This window comes from Pseudoduganella sp. R-31 (assembly GCF_049913235.1).
Taxonomy (GTDB): Bacteria; Pseudomonadota; Gammaproteobacteria; order Burkholderiales; family Burkholderiaceae_D; genus Rugamonas.
Genome location: NZ_CP183986.1, coordinates 3,890,202 through 3,914,605 on the forward strand (window position 1 = coordinate 3,890,202; position 24,404 = coordinate 3,914,605).

21 protein-coding genes and 1 pseudogene are annotated in these 24,404 nt (G+C 67.7%); 2 read left to right on the top strand and 20 right to left on the bottom strand.

Annotated elements, in window-relative coordinates:
• Nucleotides 1–13: 13 nt before the first annotated feature.
• Genes ACN9MY_RS17645 through ACN9MY_RS17705 form a run of 13 tightly spaced genes read right to left on the bottom strand, consistent with a single transcriptional unit; the run spans nt 14 to nt 11,465 of the window.
• Nucleotides 14–574 (bottom strand): DUF3261 domain-containing protein, encoded by a 561-nt coding sequence (locus ACN9MY_RS17645; protein ID WP_426161754.1) that lies wholly within the window; start codon nt 572–574, stop codon nt 14–16.
• Nucleotides 567–2,918, bottom strand: a complete 2,352-nt coding sequence (locus ACN9MY_RS17650; RefSeq protein WP_426161756.1) for an MMPL family transporter — start codon at nt 2,916–2,918, stop codon at nt 567–569. The genes ACN9MY_RS17645 and ACN9MY_RS17650 overlap by 8 nt, the downstream gene beginning before the upstream one ends.
• Nucleotides 2,915–3,517, bottom strand: coding sequence for an outer membrane lipoprotein carrier protein LolA (locus tag ACN9MY_RS17655; protein WP_426161757.1), 603 nt, complete (start codon nt 3,515–3,517; stop codon nt 2,915–2,917). The genes ACN9MY_RS17650 and ACN9MY_RS17655 overlap by 4 nt, the downstream gene beginning before the upstream one ends.
• Nucleotides 3,514–3,945 carry an acyl-CoA thioesterase gene (locus ACN9MY_RS17660; RefSeq protein ID WP_426335871.1) on the bottom strand — a complete coding sequence of 144 codons (432 nt, stop codon included), beginning with the start codon at nt 3,943–3,945 and terminating at the stop codon, nt 3,514–3,516. The genes ACN9MY_RS17655 and ACN9MY_RS17660 overlap by 4 nt, the downstream gene beginning before the upstream one ends.
• Nucleotides 3,938–5,503, bottom strand: coding sequence for an HAL/PAL/TAL family ammonia-lyase (locus ACN9MY_RS17665; protein WP_426335872.1), 1,566 nt, complete (start codon nt 5,501–5,503; stop codon nt 3,938–3,940). Before ACN9MY_RS17665 ends, ACN9MY_RS17660 begins: the two co-directional genes overlap by 8 nt.
• Nucleotides 5,490–6,443 carry an acyltransferase gene (locus ACN9MY_RS17670; RefSeq protein ID WP_426161760.1) on the bottom strand — a complete coding sequence of 318 codons (954 nt, stop codon included), beginning with the start codon at nt 6,441–6,443 and terminating at the stop codon, nt 5,490–5,492. Before ACN9MY_RS17670 ends, ACN9MY_RS17665 begins: the two co-directional genes overlap by 14 nt.
• Nucleotides 6,428–7,177: a glycosyltransferase family 2 protein gene (locus ACN9MY_RS17675; protein ID WP_426318130.1), complete on the bottom strand. Its 750-nt coding sequence runs from the start codon at nt 7,175–7,177 to the stop codon at nt 6,428–6,430. The genes ACN9MY_RS17670 and ACN9MY_RS17675 overlap by 16 nt, the downstream gene beginning before the upstream one ends.
• The gene (locus tag ACN9MY_RS17680) at nt 7,170–8,900 is read right to left on the bottom strand and encodes an AMP-binding protein (RefSeq protein ID WP_426335873.1); all 1,731 of its coding nucleotides are present in this window, start codon (nt 8,898–8,900) and stop codon (nt 7,170–7,172) included. The genes ACN9MY_RS17675 and ACN9MY_RS17680 overlap by 8 nt, the downstream gene beginning before the upstream one ends.
• Nucleotides 8,893–9,438, bottom strand: a complete 546-nt coding sequence (locus tag ACN9MY_RS17685) for a hypothetical protein (RefSeq protein WP_426335874.1) — start codon at nt 9,436–9,438, stop codon at nt 8,893–8,895. Before ACN9MY_RS17685 ends, ACN9MY_RS17680 begins: the two co-directional genes overlap by 8 nt.
• A gap of 5 nt (nt 9,439–9,443) precedes the next feature.
• Nucleotides 9,444–9,695: an acyl carrier protein gene (locus tag ACN9MY_RS17690; RefSeq protein WP_426161764.1), complete on the bottom strand. Its 252-nt coding sequence runs from the start codon at nt 9,693–9,695 to the stop codon at nt 9,444–9,446.
• A 37-nt stretch (nt 9,696–9,732) separates the two neighbouring features.
• Nucleotides 9,733–9,987: a phosphopantetheine-binding protein gene (locus tag ACN9MY_RS17695; RefSeq protein WP_057263891.1), complete on the bottom strand. Its 255-nt coding sequence runs from the start codon at nt 9,985–9,987 to the stop codon at nt 9,733–9,735.
• Entirely contained in the window at nt 9,980–10,741 is a 762-nt protein-coding gene (locus ACN9MY_RS17700) for a lysophospholipid acyltransferase family protein (protein WP_426161765.1), read from the bottom strand. The genes ACN9MY_RS17695 and ACN9MY_RS17700 overlap by 8 nt, the downstream gene beginning before the upstream one ends.
• Nucleotides 10,734–11,465 (bottom strand): beta-ketoacyl synthase chain length factor, encoded by a 732-nt coding sequence (locus tag ACN9MY_RS17705; RefSeq protein ID WP_426161766.1) that lies wholly within the window; start codon nt 11,463–11,465, stop codon nt 10,734–10,736. Before ACN9MY_RS17705 ends, ACN9MY_RS17700 begins: the two co-directional genes overlap by 8 nt.
• A 1,226-nt stretch (nt 11,466–12,691) precedes the next feature.
• Here ACN9MY_RS17705 and ACN9MY_RS17710 point away from each other — a divergent pair.
• Together ACN9MY_RS17710 and ACN9MY_RS17715 are read left to right on the top strand one after the other, a co-directional pair.
• Nucleotides 12,692–14,164, top strand: a pseudogene (locus ACN9MY_RS17710) (DNA translocase FtsK); the annotation flags it as partial.
• Between the two features lie 82 nt (nt 14,165–14,246).
• Nucleotides 14,247–14,552, top strand: a complete 306-nt coding sequence (locus tag ACN9MY_RS17715) for a hypothetical protein (protein ID WP_426161767.1) — start codon at nt 14,247–14,249, stop codon at nt 14,550–14,552.
• A gap of 15 nt (nt 14,553–14,567) precedes the next feature.
• Here ACN9MY_RS17715 and tssA read toward each other — a convergent pair whose 3' ends face one another.
• Genes tssA through ACN9MY_RS17750 form a run of 7 tightly spaced genes read right to left on the bottom strand, consistent with a single transcriptional unit; the run spans nt 14,568 to nt 24,397 of the window.
• Nucleotides 14,568–15,665 (bottom strand): type VI secretion system protein TssA, encoded by a 1,098-nt coding sequence (gene tssA / locus ACN9MY_RS17720; RefSeq protein ID WP_426318134.1) that lies wholly within the window; start codon nt 15,663–15,665, stop codon nt 14,568–14,570.
• A 2-nt stretch (nt 15,666–15,667) separates the two neighbouring features.
• On the bottom strand, nt 15,668–16,318 hold the full coding sequence (locus ACN9MY_RS17725; protein WP_426161769.1) for a formyltransferase family protein: 651 nt from the start codon (nt 16,316–16,318) through the stop codon (nt 15,668–15,670).
• 7 nt (nt 16,319–16,325) lie between these two features.
• Nucleotides 16,326–20,438 carry a type VI secretion protein IcmF/TssM N-terminal domain-containing protein gene (locus ACN9MY_RS17730; protein ID WP_426318135.1) on the bottom strand — a complete coding sequence of 1,371 codons (4,113 nt, stop codon included), beginning with the start codon at nt 20,436–20,438 and terminating at the stop codon, nt 16,326–16,328.
• On the bottom strand, nt 20,360–21,136 hold the full coding sequence (locus tag ACN9MY_RS17735; protein WP_426161771.1) for a DotU family type IV/VI secretion system protein: 777 nt from the start codon (nt 21,134–21,136) through the stop codon (nt 20,360–20,362). The genes ACN9MY_RS17730 and ACN9MY_RS17735 overlap by 79 nt, the downstream gene beginning before the upstream one ends.
• A gap of 2 nt (nt 21,137–21,138) precedes the next feature.
• Nucleotides 21,139–22,464: a type VI secretion system baseplate subunit TssK gene (tssK, locus tag ACN9MY_RS17740; protein WP_426318136.1), complete on the bottom strand. Its 1,326-nt coding sequence runs from the start codon at nt 22,462–22,464 to the stop codon at nt 21,139–21,141.
• 14 nt (nt 22,465–22,478) lie between these two features.
• Nucleotides 22,479–22,982: a hypothetical protein gene (locus tag ACN9MY_RS17745; RefSeq protein ID WP_426161773.1), complete on the bottom strand. Its 504-nt coding sequence runs from the start codon at nt 22,980–22,982 to the stop codon at nt 22,479–22,481.
• An 8-nt stretch (nt 22,983–22,990) separates the two neighbouring features.
• Nucleotides 22,991–24,397, bottom strand: a complete 1,407-nt coding sequence (locus ACN9MY_RS17750) for a cation:dicarboxylate symporter family transporter (protein ID WP_426318137.1) — start codon at nt 24,395–24,397, stop codon at nt 22,991–22,993.
• Nucleotides 24,398–24,404 lie beyond the last annotated feature (7 nt).

The following is a 24,404-nucleotide window of genomic DNA, read 5'->3' on the forward strand; positions in this document are numbered from 1 at the left end:
CTCGCCCTCGCACTCAGTCCGCATTCGCCGCGAACTGGATCGTCAGCTTATAGCGATAGCGCAGGTTTTCCAATACTACGGTGCCACTCCAGCGCTGCGCGTCGCTGTAAGTGATCTGCATCACAGGCGCATCGTCCAGGTACAGGGTGCGCAAGCGCCCCTGCTCGGCCACCCGCCAGCCGGCAGGCAAGGCTGCCGCCACGGCATCGGCCGGCCACAGGGTGAGCTGGATATCTTCCAGCACATCCTCGGCCCGCACCTGCGCCGGCAGCATCACATGGCGCCAGGAAGTGAGTTCCCTGCCGTCGTAGTGCAGCGACAGCACGCGCTGGCCGAATGCCAGCCCGACCACGTCCACCGCTTCCGGCTCCACCTGCAAGGCCACGTCCAGGTCATCGGTGCGGCCGTTGCGCTCGACCTTCAGGTGCTGCTGCACGCTCAGCGAAGTGCCCAGAGCAGCGGGCGCCAGCTTCAGGCCAAGGCGAGCCTGCGGTTGCGGCGGCGTGGCGGCACAGGCGGCCAGCAGCAAGGTGCCGGCGACGGCGGCAAGGCGGCGCGGAAGCGCGTTAAACATTCCTGATTTCCTTCACAATAGCAAAACACGGAACCAGCAGCCAGACCAGCGTGGTCCCCAGCAGCATCGTCAGGCCGAAGGCCTGCAAGGCCGGCGTCGCGCTCAGTCCCAGCAAGCCAAACGACAGGATGGTGTTGGCGGCCGACATGCCGACTGCCAGCCACGGCGTGCGGTCGCTGCGCTCCGGGTGTTCCTGCATGAAGATGCCATAATCCACGCCCACGCCAAGCAGCAGCATCAGGGCCAGTACATGGAATAGCTGCAGGTTCTGCGATGCAAAGCCAAGCATGGCCAGCGTCGCGATGCTGGCCAGCGCAGTCGGCGCCAGCACACGCCAGGTACGGCTGCGATAGCGGTGCAGCAACAGCACGAACACCACGGCGTAGGCGCCCAGCACCACCCAGCCCATGTAGGCGCGGTAGCGGCCCAGGACCGAGGAAATCTCGGCCACCTTGTCGACCCATTGCACGCCCTGCAGGCCATCGGCAGCCAGCATGACCTGTTGGGCGGCCTTGTTGTCCATGCCGCGCAAGGCAACGATGCTGGCGTACGCGCCTTGCCGCTCGCCCAGCCACAAGTGGCGCCAGGGCTCGCTGGCAGGGGAAGCAAGGAATTCGTCGAGCAGCAGCGGCTGGCCGGCTGCCAGCAGCGCCTTGCGGGTGGCGGCAATCCATTGCTCGTCCTCGCCGGCCTGGCCGGCGATGCCTTGCAGCGGGCCGTCGTCGGCCAGCAGCTTCTGTTCGACCAGCGTGCGGCGCGCCGCCTGCGTACGTGCCGACGGCACCCAGTTCGACATGGCCTGGTAGCCCGTCAGGCGCCGGGCCGCCACGTGCCGGTCCAGGCGCGCTTTCAATTCTTCTTCGCGCTGCAGCACCTGTTCGGCCGAATCGCCGCGCACCAGGAAATACTGTACCGGCGTCGGCGCATCCAGCAGCTTGCCCAGCTTGAGCTGGTCCGCCACCAGGTGCTTGGGGGGATTCTGCAGCAGGCGGATGTCGTCGTTTGCGCCCAAGCGGCTGATGCCCCAGGCGGCCAGTACGGCGAAGAGAACGGCAGCTGCCAGCGTGCCCCGGCTGCCACGCCACACCGGCCAGCGCGCGAGCGCCGCGCCATAATGCTTCACCAGCCAGCCACTGCGCAGGGTACGGCCGTTGATCAGTGCCGGGAACCAGCACACCACCGTCAACCACGCAAACACCAGGCCCAGCGCCGAGAACACCGCCATCTGGCGCAGGCCAGGGAAAGGCGTCAACGCCAGGCCGGTGTAGCCGATCACCGCCGCCAGCAAGGTCAGGCCAAGGCCCGGCAGCAGCCGCTTGAGCAGCGTCACGGAATCGAGCTTTTCATCGGCTGCGAGGCGGTTGCACAGGAAGTAGATCCCGTAGTCCTGCGCCACGCCAATCAGGCTGGCGCCAAATACCAGGGTCAGGAGGTGGATGCGGCCGAACAGCAGCCAGCATACCGACAATGCGCCCAGGCAGCCGATACCGATCGACAGCAGGATCAGCGCGATCGGCTTGAGGGAGCGGAAGGTAAACCAGGTCAGCACGATAATGCCGACCAGGGAGCCGATGCCGATGGTCGACATCTCGCCGCTGGCCTGGGCGCTGGCGCTGGCGGCGTGCAGGATGACGCCGGCCTGGATCAGCTCCACTTGCGGGGCTGCCTTGCGCGCCGCCGCTTCGGCCTGCCGCAGCACGGGCAGCACGGTTTCCTGCGCGGTCATCGACAGCGCGGGAACCTTCAGGGTCAGCGGCAACAGCACGTACTGGCGCTGCGCGTCGGCGACGAACAGGTGGCCGTCGCGCGGACGCACCGGCGTTTCCTGGGCGCGCTCCTGTACCCAGCCGGCAAACAGGCCGTAGGGATCATCCTGCCACGAGCCGAGCTTCGGGCCGCCGAAAGGCGCATACAGCCTGGCCAGCGCCGATTCCAGCCAGAATTGGGACGGCTGCTCGCGCAGCTGCTGCTCCTGCTGCGCCGTCAGCAGCGCCAGGCGATGGCGCTGGAACAGGCCAAGCCAGTCGTTCTGCGTCTGCTCGTTGATCGGGGTGGCTTCGAACAGATCCTTGCGCGCCGCCAGCACGCCCTGGTAGGCGTCGGCGGCACGGCGCGCATCATCCCATTCGGCGGCGCCGGCCAGGACCAGCACGCGCTGCTGCGCCGCGTCGACCATATGGCCGAACGAAGCCTGCAGCACCGGGTCGCGCTCCTGCACCGGCAGCAGCGCCATGATGTCCGTGTCCGGCACGATGCGCTGGACCAGCCACAGGGTGGCGTTATGGCCCAGCAGCAGGCAGGCCACCAGGGCCCACAGCCACGCGATTTTTCGGGTTTGCCTCAAAACAGCGCCGCCTCTTCCTTGTTCATCGCGCCGTCCCCGGTCTGGATGCCGGAGAACACGATGGTGGTGCGGTCGCCGCTGGCCTCGTTCATCACGATCTGCCTGACGTAGGCGCCGCCTTCGAGCTTGATGGTGCCGATGGCCTTTTCCAGTGCAGCCTGGCGCGGCTTGAGCGCCACGTTCCAGCTGTTGGCGTCCACGCTGCCCTCGCCGTCGAACAGCGTGTCGAGCTGGCCCAGGTCGCCCGACAGCAGCGAGAACAGCACATTGTTAATCATGCGCACGGTCGGCTCGGTCTTGGCGTCCAGCCGCATGGCCACGCGTTCGCCCTGGTAGTTCACGATCTCTTCGCGCGTCAGGCGCAGCGTGTTGGGGAAAGGCTTCAGGGTGCGCCATAGCACGCCCTTGCCGGCGACGACGCAGAAGCGCCCTTCCGACGCCAGCGGCTTTTTCATGCCCGCCAGTTGCTTGGTCTGGTCGAAGCGGCCGCACATGACGGCCGGCTTGGCCAGCATTGCCTGGATTTTAGCGCTTGGCACGGCGGCCTGCGCGCTGCCCGCGGCGGCCAGCGCCAGGACGGTTGCAAGGTATTTTTTCATGCTGGTTCAATCCCCAGTTTCTCAAATAGTACCGGCGGCGAGGCAAAGCACATCTCCTTCGTCGCGATATCGACGGCAACCATGGTGGTGCTGGCGCGGTTCAGGCGCTGGCCGCTGGCCGCATCGATGATCAGGTAATCGATCTTCATGCGGTTTTCCCACTCGACCAGGTCGGCGCGCAGCTTCAGCTTCTGGCCGAACACCGCCGGACTGACGTAGCGCAGTTGCATGTCGATGACCGGCCAGGCGTAGCCCGATGCCTTCATCTGCGGATAGTTGTAGCCGATCTTGTCGAGCAAGGCGCAGCGCACGATTTCCAGGTACTTCACGTAGTTGCCGTGCCAGACGATCTCCATCGGGTCCAGGTCGAAGAACTGGACATCGATCTCGACTTCCGCGAACCAGCGGCTTTGCTTGTGCTTACGCATACAGCGCCCATGCCTTGCTGCGGATGCGCTCCAGCATCAGGCGCAGGTCCGGTTCCAGGCGGCGGTCTTCTTCCACCGGGGCGATGTCGGCGGCCAGGGCCTGCTGCATTGCAGCCAGCGGGCTTTCCGGAAGCACGCCCTGGTGGTCGCGGCAGCGCAGCCACACGGCCTGGCGCACGGTCACCAGCAAGGCCGCCACCACCTGCTCGGTGAGTTCCAGCACGCGCAGGCAGTCGCGCGCCGCGATGGTGCCCATGCTGACCTTGTCCTGGTTGTGGCATTCGGTGGAACGCGAGAACACCGAGGCGGGCATGGTCGCTTTCAACGCTTCCGCCGTCCATGCCGAGGCACTGATCTGCAGCGCCTTCAGGCCGTGGTTGATCGGCGCCCGGGCACCCACCGCACCGGACAGGTTGGCCGGCAAGCCATGGTTGTAGCGTGCATCGACCAGCAGCGCCATCTGGCGGTCCAGCAGGTCGGCCAGGTTGGCCACCGCATTTTTCATGCCGTCCATGGCGAAGGCGATGTGGCCGCCATAGAAGTGGCCGCCGTGCAGGATGCGTTCGTTTTCGACGTCCACCAGCGGGTTGTCGTTGGCGCTGTTCAGTTCATTCTCGATCAGTTGGCGGAACATCGGCATGGTGTCGGCCAGCACCCCGATCACGTGCGGCGCGCAGCGGATCGAGTAGCGGTCCTGCAGGCGCTTGCCGTTGCGTTCCCATTGGTCGGTCGGCAAGTCGCTGCGCAGCCAGGCGGCTACCCGCTGCATGCCCGGATGCGGCTTGGCCGAGAACAGCACTTCGTCGAAATGGTGGGCATTGCCGTCCATCGCGAACGACGCCATGGCGGTGATGCGCGTGCACAGCCTGGCCAGGTAATCGGCCCGGTCGTAGGCCAGGCAGGCCAGCGCCGTCATGACAGCGGTGCCGTTCATGATGGCCAGGCCCTCCTTTGGACGCAGGCGCAGCGGGGTGATGCCCGCCTCCTGCAGCGCCTGGGCGGCAGGCACCTGCTCGCCGTTGCGCCAGACTTCACGCTCGCCGCACAGCACGGCAGCGAGGTAGGACAGCGGGGTCAGGTCGCCGGAGGCGCCGACCGAGCCTTCGGAAGGGATCAGCGGCAGCAGGCCGGCGTCCAGCAGGCGGGTAATCTGCAGCAGCAGTTCGACGCTGACGCCGGAAAAGCCCTTGCTAAGCGAGGCCAGGCGCGAGGCCAGGATGGCGCGGCTCTGGGCCGGCGTGAAGTACTCGCCCAGCCCCACGCCGTGATAGGTGTACAGGTGGTGCGGCAGGTCCGGCACCAGGTCCGCCGGGACCGTCACGGTGCAGGAATCGCCGTAGCCGGTGGTCACGCCATAGATGGTGCCGTCTTCGCGCAGCAGGCGGTCGAGGAAGCCGGCGCCGCGTTCAATGGCGGCGCGGAACTCCGGATCGTCCGACAGCACGGCGGCGGCGCGCCCTTGCGCGATGTCCACGATGTCTTCGATCGTCAGGTTGTTGCGGTCGAAACGCACGCTGCGCTGCGGGTTATTCAGTTCGGCGATGTCAGCGAGATGCATCGTTGTGTTCCAGTCCAGGTAAATGCCAGAAATCGTAGAAATTGAACCACTGCAGCGGCGCGCGCAGGGTATGGTGTTCGAGCCGGCGGGCATAGTCGGCGGCCAGCACTTGTAGTGCGGCTTCGCGCCCCTGGCGCGGGATGCGCACCTGGTCGCGGAAGTGCTCGAAATGCACTTCCGAACGGCTGCCCCGGCGCACCGAGAACAACAGGTACACCGGGCATTGAAGAATGCTGGCCAGCATATGCGGGCCGATAGGGAACGCCGCGGGGGCGCCGATGAAGTCGGCTACTGCCACGCGCGGATTGAGCGAGACGGGAACGCGGTCGCCGGCAATCACCACAAACTCGCCGCGCGCAACGCGCTCCGACAGCAGCATCGCCGTGGCGGGCGACATCTCGGTCACCTGCAGCAGGTTAAGCTGGCTCTCCGGGTTCAGGCGGCCCAGCATGGCGTTGAAGGCTTGCGCGTGCTTTGTATGCACCAGTACCGTCAGCTTGATGTCCTGGCGCTGGCGCGACAGCACGCGGCACAGTTCCAGGTTGCCCAGGTGGGCGCAGACCAGCAGGCCGCCGCGTCCCGCCGCCACCGCATCGGTCATCAACTCGCCGCCGTGCAGGTCGACAGAGCTGAAGTCGAACAGGCCGCCCCACAGCAGCATCTTGTCGAGGATGCTCTCGCCGAAAGCGCCGAAATGGCGCATCACGCCCGCCGGCTCGGTGGACGTGTGGCCCGCGACACGGCGCAGGTATTCCCGGGAGGCGCGGCGCGGCAGCGGCTTGGCCATGACGTACCAGGCCAGCACCGGATACAGCACCAGGCGGAACGGCCAGCGGCCGAACACGCGGAAAATCCAGAACATCAGGCGCATGCCTGCAACGAAGCTCACTTCGTTGATGGATGCCCAGTGCAAGCCGCGCGCGCTCAATTTGCCCGCCATTTCCGCGCCAGCAGCTTGGGAATGCGCGGCAGCATGCCGAAGAACAGCACGGTGTGCATGCGCGTGATCAGCACGTTGTCGCGCCAGACGCGGAAGTGCGACACGCCGTCGACCGGATAGGACACGCGCGTCCCAACGTTCACTACGCGCAGCCCGTCCCAGAACAGGCGCACGATGATGTCGGTGTCGAAATTCATGCGCGAACCGATTGCCTGGCGCGCTGCCAGGGCATTGACTGCCGCCACCGGATAGACGCGGAAGCCGCACATGGAGTCCCTGATTTCCAGCGAGATGGTGTTAATCCAGACCCAGACATGCGTGGCGTAACGACCGTACAGGCGCGCTTTCGGCACCGACTCGTCGTAGATCGGGTAGCCCGACACCACGGCTTGCGGGTGGGCAGCCGCCTGCGCCAGGAACTTCGGCACATCGGCAGTCTGGTGCTGGCCGTCGGCGTCGATCTGCACCGCATGGCTGTAGCCGAGTTGCCCGGCACGGCGGAACCCGGCCAGCACTGCCGCGCCCTTGCCCTGGTTGCGCGGCAGGCGTTCCAGCACCACGCGTTCGCCATGGCGGGCCGCCAGCGCATCGAGCACCGCCGCACAGGCGGCTGAACTGCCGTCGTCGACCAGGATCACGGGCACGCCGTGCACCAGCAGGCCTTCCAGCACGGTGCCAATGGCGTGTTCGTGGTTATATACCGGCACCACGACGCAAGGCTTGAAATCAGCCATCGCAACCTCCCAGCGCCACGCGCCCGCCCGAATGCTGGCCGGCTGCGGAGCTGTAGCTGAAACGCAGGCTATGCTTGGCAGCGTCATACGCCAGTTCCAGCTGCACCGGTTTTTCTGGCCCGATCACCTGCTGGAACTTGAGCTGGCTCATGCTCTTGAACTGCGCCGGCAGATCGAAATACTGGCGGCCATAGTGGATCGCCCAATCGACCTGCACCACACCCGGAAGGATAGGCGCCACGTCGAAGTGACCGTCGAAATACCGCAGGCGCGCCGGGGCCGTAATTTCCAGCAGCACGCGCCCGTCTTCGTTCGCCAGCTCGCGCACCAAGGGGAAGCGCGGGCGCTCGTCGCCCAGCAATGCCAGCAAGGCGGCCACGGTGACCTTGCCCTGCGCATTGACCGGCATCTGTTCCAGGTAGCGCCAGCGGCGCGGCAACGCCACCGCGTCCACCACGCCGGCCAGCACTGCGCGCAGGCGGGCGTTCAGGGCCTGCTTGCCCTGCTGTTCCAGCAAGGCGCGGCCACTGTCAGCAGGCACCACGAAAGCGGCCAGGCGCTGGCGCTCGCCCGGCACCGGTTCGCACAGCGCCACGCGGGCTTCGGCAGCCAGGCCGGACGCCAGCAGTGCAGCTTCCATCGCGCCGAGCGATACGCGCTTTTCCTCGATCTTGACGATGCGGTCGCTGCGGCCCAGCAGGCGGAAGCCGCCGCCGGTCGCCGCCACGCGGTCGGCCAGCGCGAACCAGTCGTCGTCGGGAAGGTGTGGCGAACGTACCGCCAGCGTGCCGTCTTCTTCGTTGATGCGCCATGCCACCGTCGGGAACGGCTGCCATGCGTCATCGCCGACGTCGCGGCGGCGGCGCCAGGCGATGCCGCCGGTCTCGGAACTGCCGTAGACTTCCGTCGGCACCTGGCCAAGCAGTGCGCCGGTGGCCAGCGCCGCATCGGCCGCCAACGGGCCGCCGGAGGAGAACACGCCGCGCAGCATGGCTGCGGCAGGGCTCCAGTCCAGGTGCGCCGGCAGGCGTTTCAGGTGCGCCGGGCTGGCCACCAGCATGCACGGTCCGGCTGCCATGGCAGGCAGCAGTTCTTCCGGATAGACGATGCTGGCGGCATGGATGGCGCGCCCGCTGGCCAGGGGCCACAGCACCTTGAACAGCAGGCCGTAAATATGCTGGTGCGAGACCGTCGCCAGCACGTCGGCGGCGCCGATGCGTGCGCCGAACAGCTCTTCCAGGGTCGCCACTTCGCTGGCGACCTGCGACAGCTTCTTTGGAATGGCCTGTGCCGCGCCGGTGCTGCCGGAGGTGAACACCACGAGTGCCGGCATGTCCGGGTCGAGCGCGGCAAGCGCCGCTGCAGCCGCTGCAGTTGCCGCGCCAGGCGCGGCTTGCAACGGAGCCAGCTCCGCCGGAAACTCGCCGAGGAAGCCATCCACGGCGCCGCGCAACGCCGCGCAGCTGACGGGCAGCGTATCCGCGCTCAGCCAGATGGTCTTGCCCGCGTGCCAGGCGCCCAGCAGTGCGGCGCCGAATTCAATGCTGTCCTCCAGGAACAGGGCGAAATTCCTGCCGGCCTGCGCGCTCAGTAGCGCGTGCCAGCTGCGAACACTGGCCAGGAAATGCGCGTTGTCGACGCCCTCGCCCGCGCGCCAGCCGGCCAGTGCATTGCCGGAGCGCGCCGCAATGGCGGCGTAAAGATTTTCAATACGGTCAGACATTATGCAAGCGCCTGAAACGCAGGCGCACCAGGTACTCTGCGCCGAACAACAGCGCCATCAGCGCATAGGAAATCACACCGGTGTACAGCGACCAGACGGCTTCCGGCGCCCACAGTGCGGTGCCAAGGGCAAGCGCGCCATTGACCACAAAAAAGCCGCACCAGACTTGCGTCACCTTGCGCATATAGGCTTGTGCCACCGGAGGAAAGTCCTCGCCGCGCAGGCGGGCCATGCGCTCGACGGCGGACATCGGCGTGCCCAGGCTATAGGCGAAACCGGCCAGCAGCGCGGCGTTCACCAGCACCGGGTAGAGCTTCAATGGCAGCAGCAGGTTGCTCCAGATCGCCGCAGCTACCAGCAGCAGCGCACCGGCAACGGACCAGCGCGCAACACCGCTCAGCTTCAGCGCGGGCAGCCGCGACATGGCGGCAAGCAGCAGCAGGCCGGCCAGCCAGCGCGGCTCGATGCGGCCGTGGCCAAACCAGATCGCCAATGGATACAGCAGGGTAATCGCTGCCGCCAGGACACTCATCCTCATCTTGCTTACGCAACCTGCTCCGTCTTGCCGGCCAGTGCTTCCACCACGTCGCCGATGGTGCGGATGGTCTTGAACACTTCCGGCTGCAGGCGCTGGCCGGTAAGCTGCTTCAGTTTCACCGCCAGGTCGACCGCATCGATGCTGTCGATATCCAGGTCGGCATACAGGTTGGAATCGGCGGACAGTTCCGACTTATCCAGTTCAAACATTTCAGCGAGCAGGTCGACCACCCAGGCTTGCAATTGGTCTTTGCTCATTTCTTTCAGATTAACCATCTTCTACCCCTACGTTGTTTTATTTCTGTCGGTGGCTCTCGATCATCGCGGCCAGCGCCTGCACCGAGGCGAAATGACGGCGCGTCTCTTCCGAATCGGCCGAGAGCGAGATCCCGTACTTCTTTTGCAAAGCGACGCCCAGTTCGAGCGCGTCGATCGAGTCCAGGCCCAGGCCTTCGATGAACAGCGGCGCTGCGCTGTCGATATCATCCGGTGTGATGTCTTCCAGCTGGAGGGCATCGATGATCAGTTGTTTCACTTCGAGTTCAAGCATTGCTTTGGCACTTTCCGGCAAAATAATTTTGTAAGAAGTCGGTCAATTGGCGCGCGGCCATCACGTCGCTGGCGCCCTCCGTGAATCGTGCGACCGCCAGGTCGTCCTGCACGTCGATCTGGATCAGGAAGCGGCGCGACGGCACGCGCCACCATTTTTCGCCCTTGTGCAGCGTGGGCGGATCGCATTGCAGCAGCACAGGCGTGATGTCGCGCCCGCCGCGCACCGCAATATTGGCGGCCCCGCGCTTCATGCTGATCACGCCGTTCTTCGGCGTGCGCGTCCCTTCCGGGAAGATGATCAGGTTGTTGCCGCGCTCCAGGGAAGCGATGCAGTCGTCCACCAGTTCCGCGCCGCCCTCGTTATTGATATAGCCCGCGCCGCGCACCGGGCCGCGCGTGAACGGGTTGTTCCACAGCGCGCCCTTGACGATGCAGTCGGCGTTCTTCACGAAGGCCATCAGGAACACGGTATCGAGCAGCGTCGGGTGGTTGGCCAGGATCAGCATGCCGCCCCGCTCCAGCTTTTCCAGCCCGCGCACCTCGTAGCGCAGCACGCCGATCACCCGCATCATGTCGATATAGACGCGGAAGGCGCAGCGGATCACGGTGCGGGCGGCACTGATGCGGCGCTGCCTGTCGCGGATCAGCAGGTTCATCACCGGGAACACCAGGAGGCCCAGTACGATTCCGCCGACGCCGAAGACCACGAAGCTCAGGCCCGTCACGAAAATGCGCCAGTAACGGTCAAGCATCGCGGCTCCATGTCCAGCGCAGGCGGCCGTCGCAGCGTTCGAGCTTGCGGGCGCCGCTGGCGTAAAAGGCTGCCACTTCCAGGCTGCCCGGCATCTTGGCAGACGGCGACTCGGCGCAAGCCTGCCATTCGAGCCGCACTGCATTGGCGCCGGCCGGCGCGATCAGCCATGCCCAAGCGTGCGGCTGTTCTTCATATTCCTCGAATGGCCTAAATAATTCCGGCAGCGGGCAATCGCAGGCAAGCAGCAGTACGCTAGTCGCACCGTCGGCCAGCAGGCCGCATGCTTCGATGAGCGCATGTTCGACCGACGCCGCGCCGGAAGCCAGCGCAGTGTAATTGGCGCGATCGCTGCGGGCGATGCTGAACAGGCCGGGGATGGCATTGTGCACGGCCATGCCGAACGCCATCGGCGACAACGGTTCGCTGCGCGCCAGGTCCGATAGCAATTCAACTGCGCGCGCCACGTCGCCATGGCGCGAACAGAACACGGTGGGCACGCCGCTGCGGCCTTCGAGGCAGTCATAGGCCACTTCCAGCGCCATCTTGCCGAGGAAGCCCGCGCGGCGGCGCAGCATGGCCGGCATCGCTTTCACGCCCGGCTCTTCGCCGGCACGGATCGCAAACGGCGCTTGCGCCCAGGCTTGCCAGGCTTCAGGCGTGCTGATGCCTGGCGCCCATGCGGAATGCCTGAGAATTGAAAAACTAATGCCCTGGGTGCGCACTTTGCTGAACTATCGGAAATCTGGAGGAAGCCGGCGATTATAAACGATCAGCCCGCCCGAACGATAGAAACATTATCCCAGCAGCAACACTTTTTTGCATATTAGCACCTAAAAACCGCAAAACTTAGCGCAAATTCTCACCAAAACTCACATTTCACTTCTCTTATTGGCATCATTGCTCGTGATAAACTCCGGGCGAGCGATTTTCAGGAAAGATTTGAATGGCAGTAATGTCGTGGTTTGGCTGGTCTGTGCTGTGGACACTCCCCCTGCTCTGGCGCCTTGTGAAGGTGTTCCTGCTGAAGAGGACCACCTTGCTCGGGCAGGGCTTCATTAGGTTAGTGCTGGGCACCGTGCTGATGTTGCTGGCCAACTCGATTGGCGCTGCAACCGGCGGTCTTGCCGGCATCTTGCTCATCCTTGCCATCGGTACCGTCGCCGTCCCGTGGATGTTTGGCCATCGCGCCCTGGCATTCATGGCCTGGTGCGGCCGTGCCGCGCGCCTGCTCAAACGCCCGGACCAGGGGGAGCGGCGCGCGCCGCCGCGAACCGCTTCCCACGCCGCGGCGCCGGCCAGCCCGGCCCGCGGCGGCGAGCGCTTCTCCGAAAAGCGGCCGGCCTGGGACCACGCTGCGGCAGCATCGCCTGCCCGCTTCTTCGGCGCGGAGGCACTTGAAAAGGCGCGCGCCCCGGCGGCGCGTCCGGCAACCGAATGGGCCGAAGTCGAAAGCCTGCGCCCTACTCCGGCCATGCTGGCCCGGGCCAGGGCCAGGGAAGAAGCCGATGCCCTGGCCCGCCAGGCGCGGCCCGCCAGGATCGTGAAATTGCCGCAGCCGGCCGCGCCGGTACCGGCTGCACACACGCCTGCTCCGCTGCCGGTCCAGGTCCAGGTGCCGCTGCCGGCAATCGTGGAAGTGCAGGTGATCCACGCAGCGGTCGAAGTGCGCACCATCACGAGCCCTGTGCCGGAAGCAAGGTGGGTCGACGAGACGCCCGGCCTGCCGCAACAGCCGCCTGCGCTGGAAACGACGCCGGTTGAGGTGGAATACACGCCATTCCGGGCTGCTCCGGAACCGGCGCCGGCGCTGCCTTGGCAGGAACCAGTTCCTGCTGTTTACGCCGAGCCGCCGCCGGCTCCTGCGAGCGCGCCGCCGGCAGTGCCGCCAGCCCCGCCAGTTCCGGCAGCGGTGCCGATCACGCTCATGTCCCAACCGGAAGCCGACGTCGAACTTCCCGGCCTGGACTTGCTGGACGCCTATACGGAGGCGAAGTTCGAAGTCTCCGGCGCCGAGCTGGAAGAAACCGCTCGCCTGATCGAGCAGCGCCTCAAGGAATTCAAGGTCCCGGTCACCGTGCTTGGCGCTTCCGCCGGTCCGGTGATCACCCGTTTCGAAATCGAGCCGGCCATCGGCGTGCGCGGCGCCCAGATTGTGGCGCTGGTGAAGGACTTGTCGCGCGCACTGGCCGTGACTTCGGTGCGGGTGGTCGAGACCATTCCGGGCAAGACCTGCATGGGCCTCGAGTTGCCCAATACGCGGCGGCACATGATCCAGCTGTCGGAGATACTGGCAGCGGACGCCTACCGCGCCTCGCGCTCGCAATTGACGCTGGCAATGGGCAAGGACATTACAGGCGCCCCGGTCGTGACGGACCTGGCGCGTGCGCCGCACATGCTGGTTGCGGGCACCACCGGTTCCGGCAAGTCGGTGGCGATCAATGCCATGATCGTCTCTCTGCTGTACAAGGCCACGCCGACCGACGTGCGCCTGATCATGATCGACCCGAAGATGCTGGAACTGTCCGTCTATGACGGCATCCCGCACCTGCTGGCGCCCGTGGTCACCGACATGAAGCTGGCAGCCAACGCGCTGACCTGGTGCGTCGCCGAAATGGAAAAACGCTACCGGCTGATGTCCGCGCTGGGCGTGCGCAACCTGGCCGGGTTCAATCAGAAAATCCGCGACGGCAAGGCCGCCGAAAAATACATTACGAACCCGTTCTCGCTCACGCCGGATGCGCCGGAACCGTTGTCGACGCTGCCCACCATTGTCGTCATCATCGACGAACTGGCCGACCTGATGATGGTGGCCGGGAAAAAGATCGAAGAACTGATCGCGCGCCTGGCGCAGAAAGCCCGCGCCGCAGGCATCCACCTGATCCTCGCCACGCAGCGTCCTTCCGTCGACGTCATCACGGGCCTGATCAAGGCCAACATCCCGACCCGCGTCGCCTTCCAGGTGTCGTCCAAGATCGATTCGCGCACCGTGCTTGACCAGATGGGCGCCGAAACCCTGCTCGGACACGGCGACATGCTGTTCCTGCCGCCCGGCAGCGGCTACCCGCAGCGCGTGCACGGCGCCTTCGTGTCCGACGAAGAAGTGCACCGCGTGGTCGACTACCTGAAACAGTTTGGCGAACCCGAATACGAAGAAGCGATCCTGGCCGGCACGCCGAGCGAAGAACCGGCGCCGGATCTCCTGGGCGACGTCAGCGCCGGCGAAACCGACCCGCTGTACGACGAAGCAGTGGCTTTTGTCATCCGCACGCGGCGCGCGTCGATCTCGTCCATCCAGCGCCAACTCCGGATCGGGTACAACCGCGCCGCGCGCATGGTGGAAGACATGGAGGCGGCCGGCATCCTGTCTTCGATGTCGACCAATGGCAGCCGCGAGATCCTGGTCCCTGTCTCATCCGATTGAGCGCCCCGTCAACGGTGCGGCCCTCAAGCAAGGCAATTGCTAAGATTTGGCATCGAAGCTTTGTTTGGATCAAGGAGGCACTATGGAGCGATTCCTGCTCGTCTATCGCGGCGCGCCGGACGGATCGGCCGAGGCCTGGCAGCATGCGCCGCAACGCTGGGCAAGCTGGTTCGATTCGCTGGGCGCCCGCTTGCTCGACCGCGGCAGCCTGACCCACGCCAGCGTCGACATCGACACCCGTCTCGCCGGCCCCAAATCGTCCAGCAGTTCACTGGCCGGTTACTCGGTGCTGGCGGCCGCCGATTTCAACGAGGCCGTTGCCCTGGCCGAACAGTGCCCGATCTTCGACGAACACGGCTCGCTCGAGATTGCGCACCTGGCAAATTGAGCGCCTGGGCCAAGGCTAGAACTTGATGCCGATCACGTTCATCAGCCGGTTCAGGTCTCCTTCTTCCTGCATGACTTCAGCCAGCACTTCCGGCAACGGCATGCGGCCCCAGCGTGCGGCACGACGCAACAGGAATGGCGTCGGGCTATGCGGCTCCACCGCCACCAGGTAGTCGGCCAGTGCATCGAGCGTGACATAGGCTTCGTTGCGATCGCGCCATTGGCCGACGACGATCGGGTCCAGCTTTGGCGGCGGCGCCGGCGCTGCTTCCGCTTGCACTGCTAGCGCCGATTCCTCTGCAGCCGGCGCCGCGCCCTCTTCCTCCTCTTTGCCGGGCTGGATCTGTTGCAGCACGCGCTGGACCGCTTCCAGCACGCTTTGCAGCTTGCCCAGCTTGGGCGCCTGGTCTTGCAGATGCGCGTGCAGCATGGCCGACAGCGAATGCAGGTAATCAAGGCTATGCGTTACAGCGGCAAGCGTGACGGCCAGCTCCGCCGCCCGCGCTGCGCCGGCGGCCAGGATATCGCCGCGCGTGGCCGCAGGCAGGCCGTCGCGTCCTGCGCTGGGCGTTTCTCGCGGCGCCGCAAGGCACTCCCACTCCGCCAGGGTGACCCACGGCGGCTTGAAGCCATCGAGCGACAGCAATGGGGCCTGGACGCGGATGCTCACGCTCAGCGACTCGTTCAGCCATTCCAGGGGCGCCAGCCGTGCATCGCAATCTCCGTCGTCCTCGACCAGCGGATGCAATGCCGGCCAATATACGCGCAACAGCGCGTCGAGCAGGCGCAAGCCGTGCAACAGGCCGACGAAACCTCGCTGGCGCATCCAGGCCTCGGCCAGCCATGCGGCGAGCTGCAAGTCTTTCGAGCGCGTGGCCAACATGGCGCTGCAGCGCTGGGCAACCTGCTGCCACTGCGCGACCTTCAACGGACGCTCCCATTGGCCCATCGGCAGGCTCGGGTCGTCTTCTTCGCGCAGCAGGCGGATCTCGGTGAAGGCGGCATCGTCGCGCGCCGGCGGCCCGCACGGCGCGTCCTGCGACACAGGCGCCAGCAATTCGTCCAGCAATTGCTGTTCGGCGGCGCTGACCAGGAAATCGGGAATCGCTTTCATTGCTATGCCTTTTCTGAAGTGCCGGCAAGGAGCTTGCCAAGCTGTTGTACCAGGAACTTGGCCGCCAGCGGCGAGGTGCTCTTGTGCAGGTCGACCACGGAGGCGCCAGGAGGAAAATAGATGCGCTCCGACAGCGCGACGAGGCGACCGGTGTCGAAGCCTTCGTCCACCTCATGCAAGGCGATGACGACGTGGTCGGAACCGTCATCCAGCAGTGCCTGGAAGGGGTTCGGCCCCGCATAGCCGGACGGCCAGCCATCGTCGATGCAGGGATGCAGGTTATAGAAGCCATGGCGGGGATAGCTGCGCAGCCGCGCATCGATGCGCTGGCCGAACGTGGCGGCAATGCACAGGTCCGGCCGCCATTCGTCTTCATACAGGCGGTAGAAGGCCTCGCATTTCACCCGCCCCTTGTAGACCGGCAGCCCGTGTGCGCCGGCCAGTTGCTCCACCATCGCTTCCTCGCAAGCGCCATGCGGGTAAGCCCACACCCGCCGCGCTGGATTGACGAAGCTGGCCGCGGCGTCATCGGTCGCGACGCCTGCAACCAGCACCTGGCGGCCCAGCGGGCCTTTGAGCAGCTCGCTCAGCACATGGAAGCCGCGGTAGAAACTGCCGAATACCGCGATCCGGACCGGGGTGGTCATGTCCATGGCACGCTCACTCGCCCAGCGCCGCCTGCGCCGTGCGGCGCGCCGGCTCGGTGGTCCGCGCTGGGTCTTCCCACGCCGGCGCATGCGTCGGCCACGCCAGCGGCCAGGCCAGGGGCGCGCGCTTGCCGGGGGCGCTGACCAGCAGGCGCACGAACACGCGGGCGCGCGTGTCAGGTGCGGCCGGCTCGCTGTGCGCCAGCGGAAATTCGAAGCGCAGCAAGGGCACGCGCCCGTCGCCGGCACTGGTGTCGGCGTCGCGGTAGGCGCCGATAAAGCTGAACAGTGCCCACGGATCGTCGAAGCGATAGCTGACGGTGCGCGCCTCGACCGTCATGTTCGGATGGCCGCCTTCCGCCTTCGGCTGCACCATGCCGTCGCGCGCGAAGCGCAAGGACAGCAGCACCGGCATGCCCGGCTCCCAGCGCAAGGCGCGCGGCGTTTCGCCCTGGCGCACCGTGCTGGCGCCAATGGCCAGGCTCCATTCGATGATCTTGTTGGCCTCCGCTTCCGCCGCGACGTTGACGCGGAACTGCGCCGTTACGTCAAGGCCGCCGGCCTGGCCTTCCTCGGCCGGGAACAGCGGCGCCAGCACGTCGCGCACGCGGCGCCATTGCAGGTCGGCCTGCCGCACGGCGGCGCTGGCGACCGGCCGCCCGGGCTCGCGCTCGGCCCGCGCAGCGGCGGCACGCACCCGTTCATACTGCCGCAGCGCAGCCCCCACCTCGTCGACGGCGGCAGCCGCCGTATCGCCGCCGCTGCCGGGCCAGGCCACGAACGGCAGTCGCCTGCCGAGGTCGCGGTTGTAGCCCTCGGCAAAACGCTCCCATTCCGCCCTGTACTGATTGGCCGACAGCTCGCGGCAGCGGGCCAGCAGGCTGTCCTGCAGGCTGGCCAGGCGCTCGGCAAACAGGTCGGCGCCGCGCCGCGGCGTGCCGCGCCCTGCCAGCTTGTCCTGGCAATTGCCGGCGTCGATCTCGCTCGCGCCCAGCAGGATGAACTGTTCCAGCGCGATCAGGGAACTGGTCGGGCTCTTCAGGCGGTAGCGCCGCAGGTCGGCCGCGATGCCCTGCCAGCGCGCAACCGCCGGCGCGCCCGCCGCCGTGGCGCCGGCCAGAGGCAGCACGCCCTCCACCTGCTTGCCCGCCACCTCGATGAATTCAAGCTGTTGCGCCACGTAGTCCGGCAGCGCGCCGGCGTCGCCGCCGGCAAAGGCATCGGCCAGCGCCCCCTTGCCGCCCTTCCACGACTGGAAATTGCGCTCGCGCGGCTGGAACACCTCGGCTGCGCTGAAATAGTCGTCCATGCGCTGCAGGCGGGTCAGCGCGTCGCGCGCCAGCGCCGCATCCAGTTCGGCCAGCGCAGGGCGCGCGCCCAGTTCTTCGAGGAAGGCCCGCACGCGCAGTGCCGCGGCGCGTTCGGCGTCACTGGCGGCGCTGGGCAAGGCGGCCGGCGCAATGCTGGCCGCCTGCGCCAGGGCATGGTGGGTACTGTCGGCCAGCGCGAGGTCGACCAGCGCCGCGGCGGGCAGCTGCAAGGGGGCCGGCAAGTGCAGGTAGCTGCCGGCCTGGAAGGCCTTGCGTGCCTCAGCCATGCTGGCTGCGCGTTCGAGCTGGCCCTTGTCCCAGGCCAGGGTGGCGCCGGGCGGGACGTCGGGCAAGCGGGCCGGCGCGCCCTCTTTCATGTAAGGCTGCGCCAGCAGCGCCGTCACCGTCTCGTGCAGCAGTTTGCGCTCGGGCGTGAAGGCCCAGTGTCCCTCGGTCCAGGCCAGGCCGGTGCTACCGCCGTCGATCGCCAGCGGCGTTGCCAGCAGCCCGTCCCAGGCGGCCTTGAAGCGGGTGAAGCCCTGCGCCGCGCGCTCCTTGCTGTCGCGCGCGAGCGCAGGGCCCAGCAGCCCGTTGGCGGCAATGCGCGCCAGCAGCGCCTCGTGCGCGGCGCCCAGGTTGACCGTGCCTTCACGCATCCAGCCGCCCTTGGCTGTGGCCAGCATCGCCTTCTCGTCATCGAGCGCGCCGCGCAGGGCTGTCCATAGCTGCAGCTGACCCGCCAGTTCGGGCGAGCGCGGCGCGGTGTCGAGCAGGCCAGCCGTGCTGGCAGCAACGGCCTGTTCGGCGCGCAGCAAGCCATTGCCATCGAACAGGCGGCGATACAGCGCATGGCTGGCCAGTTGCAGCGTGCAGCGTGCGGCCTGCTGCATCGGCGCCAGGTCCAGGGCCGGCAACTGCTGCGCCGTGGCGCGGAACATGGCCGCCGTGCGTGGCGGCAGGCCTTGCAGTTGCACGCCCAGCAGCACGCGCACCGCCAGCGCCAGGTCGTCTCCCGTGGCCGGCGCCGCCCCGGGATCCTGCAGGCGCCGCAAGGCTTGCAGCGCCCCGTCGAGCCGGTCGAGCTGGTCCAGGTATTGCAGCATGCCGAGGTATTGCGGCAAGTCTTCCAGGTTCAGTGCGCGCGCCGATCCCGCAGCCTCGCTCCAGCGCGCCGGCAGGCTGCATTGCGCACCGGGGATCAACTGCCCCGCCGGGTCGCGCGGCACCCCGGTCAGGGCCGAGGCCTGCGCCAGCGCGGCGCGGCGCAGGGGCTCGAAAGCGTGCTGCGCAAAGTCCTGCGCCAGGCGCTGTTGCAGGCGACCATGCAGCTTGTCGAACAGCGCCCAAGAACCTGGCATGAAGACCGAGGAGAAACGGCGCGCTCCCAGTTGTTCCAGGCTGCGCAAGGCGTCTACCGTGCGCTGCTGGCCTGCCTGGGGACTGGCGGCGTCGGCCGCGCTGTCCGCCAGCGACTGCCGCAGCAGGTAGTCGTGCGCAGCGCCGCCTTGCTGCGCCAGCTGCACGGTGGCGACGACCAGCCCGACGCCCCACATGGCCGGCACCGCCCACAGCGCAAGCCGGCCGGCATGGCTCAATGCCGGGCGCCGCGGCCGGGAAGCGCCGCGCAGCAAGCCCATTTCCGCGAAGATCTTGCGCTCGAAAATATCGCGCAGGAAGGCCGGCATGCCGTGGCCTGCCGGCGCTGCGCCTTGCTGCACCGCCGGCTCGGCCTGGCCCGCCGGCAAGGCGGCGCTGCAATCGCCGCTCAGGTAGATGCCGCGCAGCAGGAACGGCTCGTGGTAGGCGCTGGGGCGCATCAGCTCCCCGCAAAACAGCTTCAGGCCACTGCGCAGGCGTTCCAGCTGCGCCGGCAGCAGGAAATAGGCGGAACTGCCGCCATCGCTGCCTTCCAGCGCGCACAGTTCGGCGCAGGCATCGGCCACGCTGCCCGTCACCTGGTCCATCGCCGCGTCGACCCAGGCTTCGCGGAACGGTGCCACCACTTCATACGGCGCCGCCCATCCCAGCATGGAACGGCGCAGCGCCTCGGGCAAGGCGGCGGCGAAGGCGGCGAAACCGGGTACCTGCTCGCATTCGGTGATCACGATGTGCAACGGAAAACGCAGGGCCAGGCGGTTCTGCGCCAGCCACAGGCGGCGATGGATGGCCTTGGCGCGCGCCGCCAGTTCCTGCTGGCCTTGCGCATCCGAGGCCAGCAGGGCCGAGCAAGGCAGGGCCAGCACGATGGCGTCGAACGGCCGTTGCGGGCGGTACTTGCGGCACAGGGCGATGAAGTCGTCCCAGATGCCGGTATTGGCCGCGCTGTCCGGGTCGGGCGAGCCAAGCTGGCTGGCCTGCAGCTGCGCCACCACGCCCTGGTCGAAAAAGTGCCAGCCCACGCCGAGCGCCGCGGCGCTCTGGCTGCTGTCGGCGCTCAGGGCGCTGGGCAGGCCCGATTGCGCCAGCGGCAGGCCGGCGCCGCTGCCTTCGTCCAGCACCAGGGTCCAGCACAGCTTGTACCGTTCAGCGCGCGTGGCGAGATTGGCTTCGATCAGCTCCAGCGCGGTGCGGAACGACTGGCGCAGCGAATCGCTGGCCAGTTTCGGCGCCGCGGCAGCGGCGGCCGCGTCCTGGCCGGGGGCACGCAAGGCCGCGCTGACGACCACGGCCAGCAAGGCCAGCACCAGCAGCGTCACCAGGAGCAGGCTGACGATGGCCAGGTTATCGGAGAGGAAGTTCAGCATGGCAGCCCCTTTGCCGGCGGAGGGCCCGACCACGCCATGGCCGGCGCCGCCAGCGCCTCGCGCACTGGCCACGATTGCCACAGCCAGAGCACTTCGGATAGACCCAGCAGGATCAACAGGACCAGCCCGAGCGCCAGGTAGCGCCGGCTCAGGCTTGCCAGGCGCCGCGTGCCGAGGTGGGCCAGCGTGCTGGCATATGGCTGGTCGCTCAGCACCGCGTCGCGCCCGCCCAGTCCCGGCGCGCGCTGGTAGGCAAACTGGAACAGCTCGCGGCGGTAGGCGGCCAGCGGCGCCAGGCTTGGTCCATCGCGATAGCTGCCCTGGAAGCCCAGCGCCAGGACATGCAGGAACATGCGCGCCTGGCTGCGCTGGGCCGGCTCCCGTTCGCGCAGCAGCTGGTCGATGTCGGCAAACACCCGTTGGCCGGCCTGGCTGGTCTGGAACAGCACCGCCTCCAGCAGCACATGTTGCCAATGCTGGCGTCCGGCCCAGTCGGTATGCAGCAGGATCTCGTCGGCCAGTGCCGCCTTCAGGTAGCGCGCCTGCGCCGCGGCGTCGGCCCCGCTGCGGCCGGCCACGCGCCCCGCTTCGCGCGCCTGCTCCTCGATCAGCGCGCACAGGCGCTGGCTCAGGGCGTCGGCCCCGCTGCGGCCCTCGCCTTCACCCAGGCGCACGGCGGCCGCCACCTCCTGCTGCAGCACGCCGAAGAAGGCGCGCATCTGGGCCGAGGCAAAGTCGTCGCCGCCGGCACTGGTGTCGTAGCTGGTCATGATCAGTCTTTCACAAAGAGCACCACTTCGCGCGGGCGGCCGGCTTGCGAGTGCTCCAGCTGGTTGCTAAGCAGCAGGTCCTGTCCCGCCACGATGAACTGCGGCGCCGCTTCGATGGCAAACAGGCTCCAGCCGGCGCCGCCGCGCAGGCCCAGTTCGGGCGCGCCGTCGATCAGCCAGCGCGCCGCGCCGGGCACCCTGCGTTCGGCCAGCGACGTCGATACCGTGCGCGAACCGATCACTGCGCGTTCCATCCAGTCCTGCAAGCCGCGCTCGTCCTGGCCGCGCAAGCCCACCACCAGGCGCGCACCCAGCCATGCTTCCTCGATCGGCAAGGCAAATACCCGCCCCTCGTCGCGGAAGGTGTGGCTGCGCCATTCCTGGCTCACTTCCCCGGCCAGGTCTTCCAGGTTGTCCAGCACCTGTTCGAAAGCGCCATGGCTGTCCGCATGCAGGTACACCGGCGGCGCCAGCGGCACCGCCCCGGGACGCAGCGCAGCCAGCGGCCCCAGTTGCGCGCACAGCGCCAGGTAGAGCGGCAGGGGCTGCACCTGCGGTGCGAAGACAGCTGCTTCCAACAGCGGCAGGTGCAGCGTCAGGCTGGCCAGGCGCGAGCGCAGTTCCAGCAAGGCCAGCCTCTCTTCCGGCAACGAAGAACCGGCTGCGCTCTGGCGTGCCAGGAACAGCGCCTTGCTGCGCATCTGCGCCGCAAGCGCCTTGGCACGCTCCAGCAGCGGCGCCTGCGGCGCCACCGTCAGTTGCGCCGGCCAGAACGGCGCGCGCCGCACCGCCTCGTTCTCGCGCATCAATTGCATCAGCTGCAGCGAGACGTAGGCGGCGCCCGGCGTCGTGCCGGCCATCAGCGCCAGGTTGGCCGCCATGCGCGGCACTTCTTCGGCCAGCGCCTCCGACACTTCGTCCTCGACCAGGCTGCCCGCGATGCGGCGGAACCGGGCCGGCTGGCCCACCAGCCGCAGCGAGCGCGCGCTGCCGACCGCCAGGTAGACCGGCAATGGCTGCTGTTCCATGCTGTTGCGGTATTGAGCCAGGTCCAGCTGCAGCGCATGGCCCTGGGCCAGCGCCGCGTCGTAGTGCACCGCCATGCCGTCCGGCAGGATGGCCTCGATGGCGGTAATGCGCAGCAGGCCGTTGCCTAGCAGCGCTTCGTCGACTTCCAGCCGCCGCACGCCCCAGGCGGCCGGCTGGCCGGCCAGGGTTTGCCAGCCCACCAGCGCGTCGACGCGCGCACTCTCCTGCTGGAAATGCTGGGGCGCCAGGAGCATTCCTTCATGCCACTGGATATGTTCGGACAAGCGTGCTTCGGCCATGGCGGCTCCTTCTTTCAGTGGGCGGCGCCGGGCCGGATGTCGCTCGCGACAAAGCCCTGGGCGTTCAGTTGCAGGACATAGCCGCCGCGTTCGAGCAGCAGCCGTGCGCGGTGTTCGCCCGGCGCCGCGTAGTTGGCGAAGGCCAGCGCGGCCCAGGCCCGTTCCGCGCCGAAGCGCTTCGGCTCGAGCTGGATGACCTGGCCCGGCGTGATTTCCACCGCCAGCACGGTCAGCGCTTCGGGAAAGGTGCGCTGCAGGTCGGCGCGCGTTGCGAAGTAGCGCGCGGCCGGCATGGCGGCCAGTGTATCGAGCACGCCCTTGTCCTTGACCAGCACCACGTCGACCGCCAGCGCGCTATTGCCATTGGCATTGTCGGCGGCGGCCAGGGCCAGCGTCTGCCAGCGCGGCGCTTGCGGACGCGGGCCGCCGGCCAGGCTGGCCAGCGTGCCGCAGGCGGCCAGCACGCCGGCCGCCAATAACGCCGCCAGCAGGTGGGCGGCAGGCTTCGCGTATCTCATGGCATCTCCTAAAAAGTGGCCAGCAGATGCTTGCGCAGGCCGGCCCCGAGCCCGGCGCAAAAGACCAGCAGCAAGGTGCCGCCCAACAGCAGCAGGCTCAGTACCGCCTGCCGCCGCCCCAGCACCAGCACCACGGACGCCCCTTGCACGCTGTCGCGCGCCGTTGCCGCCGGCAAGCGTCCCGGCTCGGCAGCCAGGGCCACCAGGGCTGCCGCGGCAAGGTAGGACACCAGGCTGCGGGTGCCTTCGCACAGCACTTCAACTGCCACCAGGACGGGCAACAGGGCATCCAGCGGCAGCCCGAAGCGCGCCTGCAGCACGCCGGACCACAGCGCGGCCTTGGCGCCCGGCAGGCCGCTGGTGGCCAGCGTGAACCAACAGGACAACAGGGCCAATAGCACAAGGTCCTGCAAGGCCAGGGCATGGCCGTAGATATTGGCCGCGTAGACAGCCAGCACCGCATGGAACAGCGCTTCGCCGCTGCGCGCGAACACCGGAAATGCGGAAGCCAGCAATTCCACCGTGCCGCGCGGGAAGCCGAGCCGTACGCTGAGCGCTTCGATGAATTCCGGCAGCGCGGCCGTGCCTACCGGCGAGAACAGGCACACTGTCAGCGGCATGCGCAATGCCGTCAGCACCGGCGCCGGCGCCGACTTGAGCCGCCAGCACAGGGCCGCCAGCGCCAGGCCCGATGCCAGCAGCGCCGCCACGGCCCAGCTTCCAAGGAAGCCGCCCAGCAGGCTGATTTCCGTGCCGGCGGCGCCAACTGCGGCCGCCGCCAGCACGAAGGCGATCAGCGGCAGGCCGGTATTGACTAGTCCGATCACCCCTTCCAGGCCGCGGTAGACTGCCTCAAGGATGCTGCCAAGTTGCGCCGCCCTCTCCATTTTCTGTGCGGCGACCGCGGCGCCGAACAGGATCACGCCCACCAGCACCGAAGGCACGGCGCCCGCCGCCAGGGCGGCATACAGGTTGGCCGGCACCAGGTCGGGCGCCGCCGGCATGGCCGCCGGCGGCGCATCGCCGCGCAGGCTGATCGGCGCCCCGATCTCAGCGCGCGCTGTCAGGCGGCCCAGCGCCGCCGCCTTGTCCGGGGCCATGCCGGCGCCACCGGCCGCGGCGCTGGTCAGCAGGGCCCCCGCCAGCGCACAGGCGAGCATGCCGGCCAGCCCCGCCGCCAGCAGCCAGGCAAGGCGCCCCCAAGGCGCCCCGCCGGCGACGCTGCGCTGCAGGCCGAAATACACGGCCAAGACCAGGAACGGCAGCGTGGCAGCCTGCACCAGTGACAGGTAGAGTGCCGCCAGCGCCGCAAACAGCGGACTGGCGGCAGGCCAGGCCAGCCCGCACCACGCTCCCAGCAGCATGGCTGCCAGCAAGGCCGCTGGCTGGTGCAGGATGGCGTGCAGCGCTTTCATGGCATGT

Coding starts and splice junctions, on each gene's coding strand:
- ACN9MY_RS17695 (WP_057263891.1), bottom strand. CDS start 9,987: ATGCTTGAACTCGAAGTGAAACAACTGATCATCGATGCCCTCCAGCTG.
- ACN9MY_RS17700 (WP_426161765.1), bottom strand. CDS start 10,741: ATGCTTGACCGTTACTGGCGCATTTTCGTGACGGGCCTGAGCTTCGTG.
- ACN9MY_RS17670 (WP_426161760.1), bottom strand. CDS start 6,443: ATGGCGGGCAAATTGAGCGCGCGCGGCTTGCACTGGGCATCCATCAAC.
- ACN9MY_RS17750 (WP_426318137.1), bottom strand. CDS start 24,397: ATGAAAGCGCTGCACGCCATCCTGCACCAGCCAGCGGCCTTGCTGGCA.
- ACN9MY_RS17745 (WP_426161773.1), bottom strand. CDS start 22,982: ATGAGATACGCGAAGCCTGCCGCCCACCTGCTGGCGGCGTTATTGGCG.
- ACN9MY_RS17735 (WP_426161771.1), bottom strand. CDS start 21,136: ATGACCAGCTACGACACCAGTGCCGGCGGCGACGACTTTGCCTCGGCC.
- ACN9MY_RS17725 (WP_426161769.1), bottom strand. CDS start 16,318: ATGGACATGACCACCCCGGTCCGGATCGCGGTATTCGGCAGTTTCTAC.
- tssK (WP_426318136.1), bottom strand. CDS start 22,464: ATGGCCGAAGCACGCTTGTCCGAACATATCCAGTGGCATGAAGGAATG.
- ACN9MY_RS17715 (WP_426161767.1), top strand. CDS start 14,247: ATGGAGCGATTCCTGCTCGTCTATCGCGGCGCGCCGGACGGATCGGCC.
- ACN9MY_RS17655 (WP_426161757.1), bottom strand. CDS start 3,517: ATGAAAAAATACCTTGCAACCGTCCTGGCGCTGGCCGCCGCGGGCAGC.
- ACN9MY_RS17690 (WP_426161764.1), bottom strand. CDS start 9,695: ATGAGCAAAGACCAATTGCAAGCCTGGGTGGTCGACCTGCTCGCTGAA.
- ACN9MY_RS17685 (WP_426335874.1), bottom strand. CDS start 9,438: ATGAGGATGAGTGTCCTGGCGGCAGCGATTACCCTGCTGTATCCATTG.
- ACN9MY_RS17645 (WP_426161754.1), bottom strand. CDS start 574: ATGTTTAACGCGCTTCCGCGCCGCCTTGCCGCCGTCGCCGGCACCTTG.
- ACN9MY_RS17680 (WP_426335873.1), bottom strand. CDS start 8,900: ATGTCTGACCGTATTGAAAATCTTTACGCCGCCATTGCGGCGCGCTCC.
- ACN9MY_RS17660 (WP_426335871.1), bottom strand. CDS start 3,945: ATGCGTAAGCACAAGCAAAGCCGCTGGTTCGCGGAAGTCGAGATCGAT.
- tssA (WP_426318134.1), bottom strand. CDS start 15,665: ATGAAAGCGATTCCCGATTTCCTGGTCAGCGCCGCCGAACAGCAATTG.
- ACN9MY_RS17675 (WP_426318130.1), bottom strand. CDS start 7,177: ATGGCTGATTTCAAGCCTTGCGTCGTGGTGCCGGTATATAACCACGAA.
- ACN9MY_RS17665 (WP_426335872.1), bottom strand. CDS start 5,503: ATGCATCTCGCTGACATCGCCGAACTGAATAACCCGCAGCGCAGCGTG.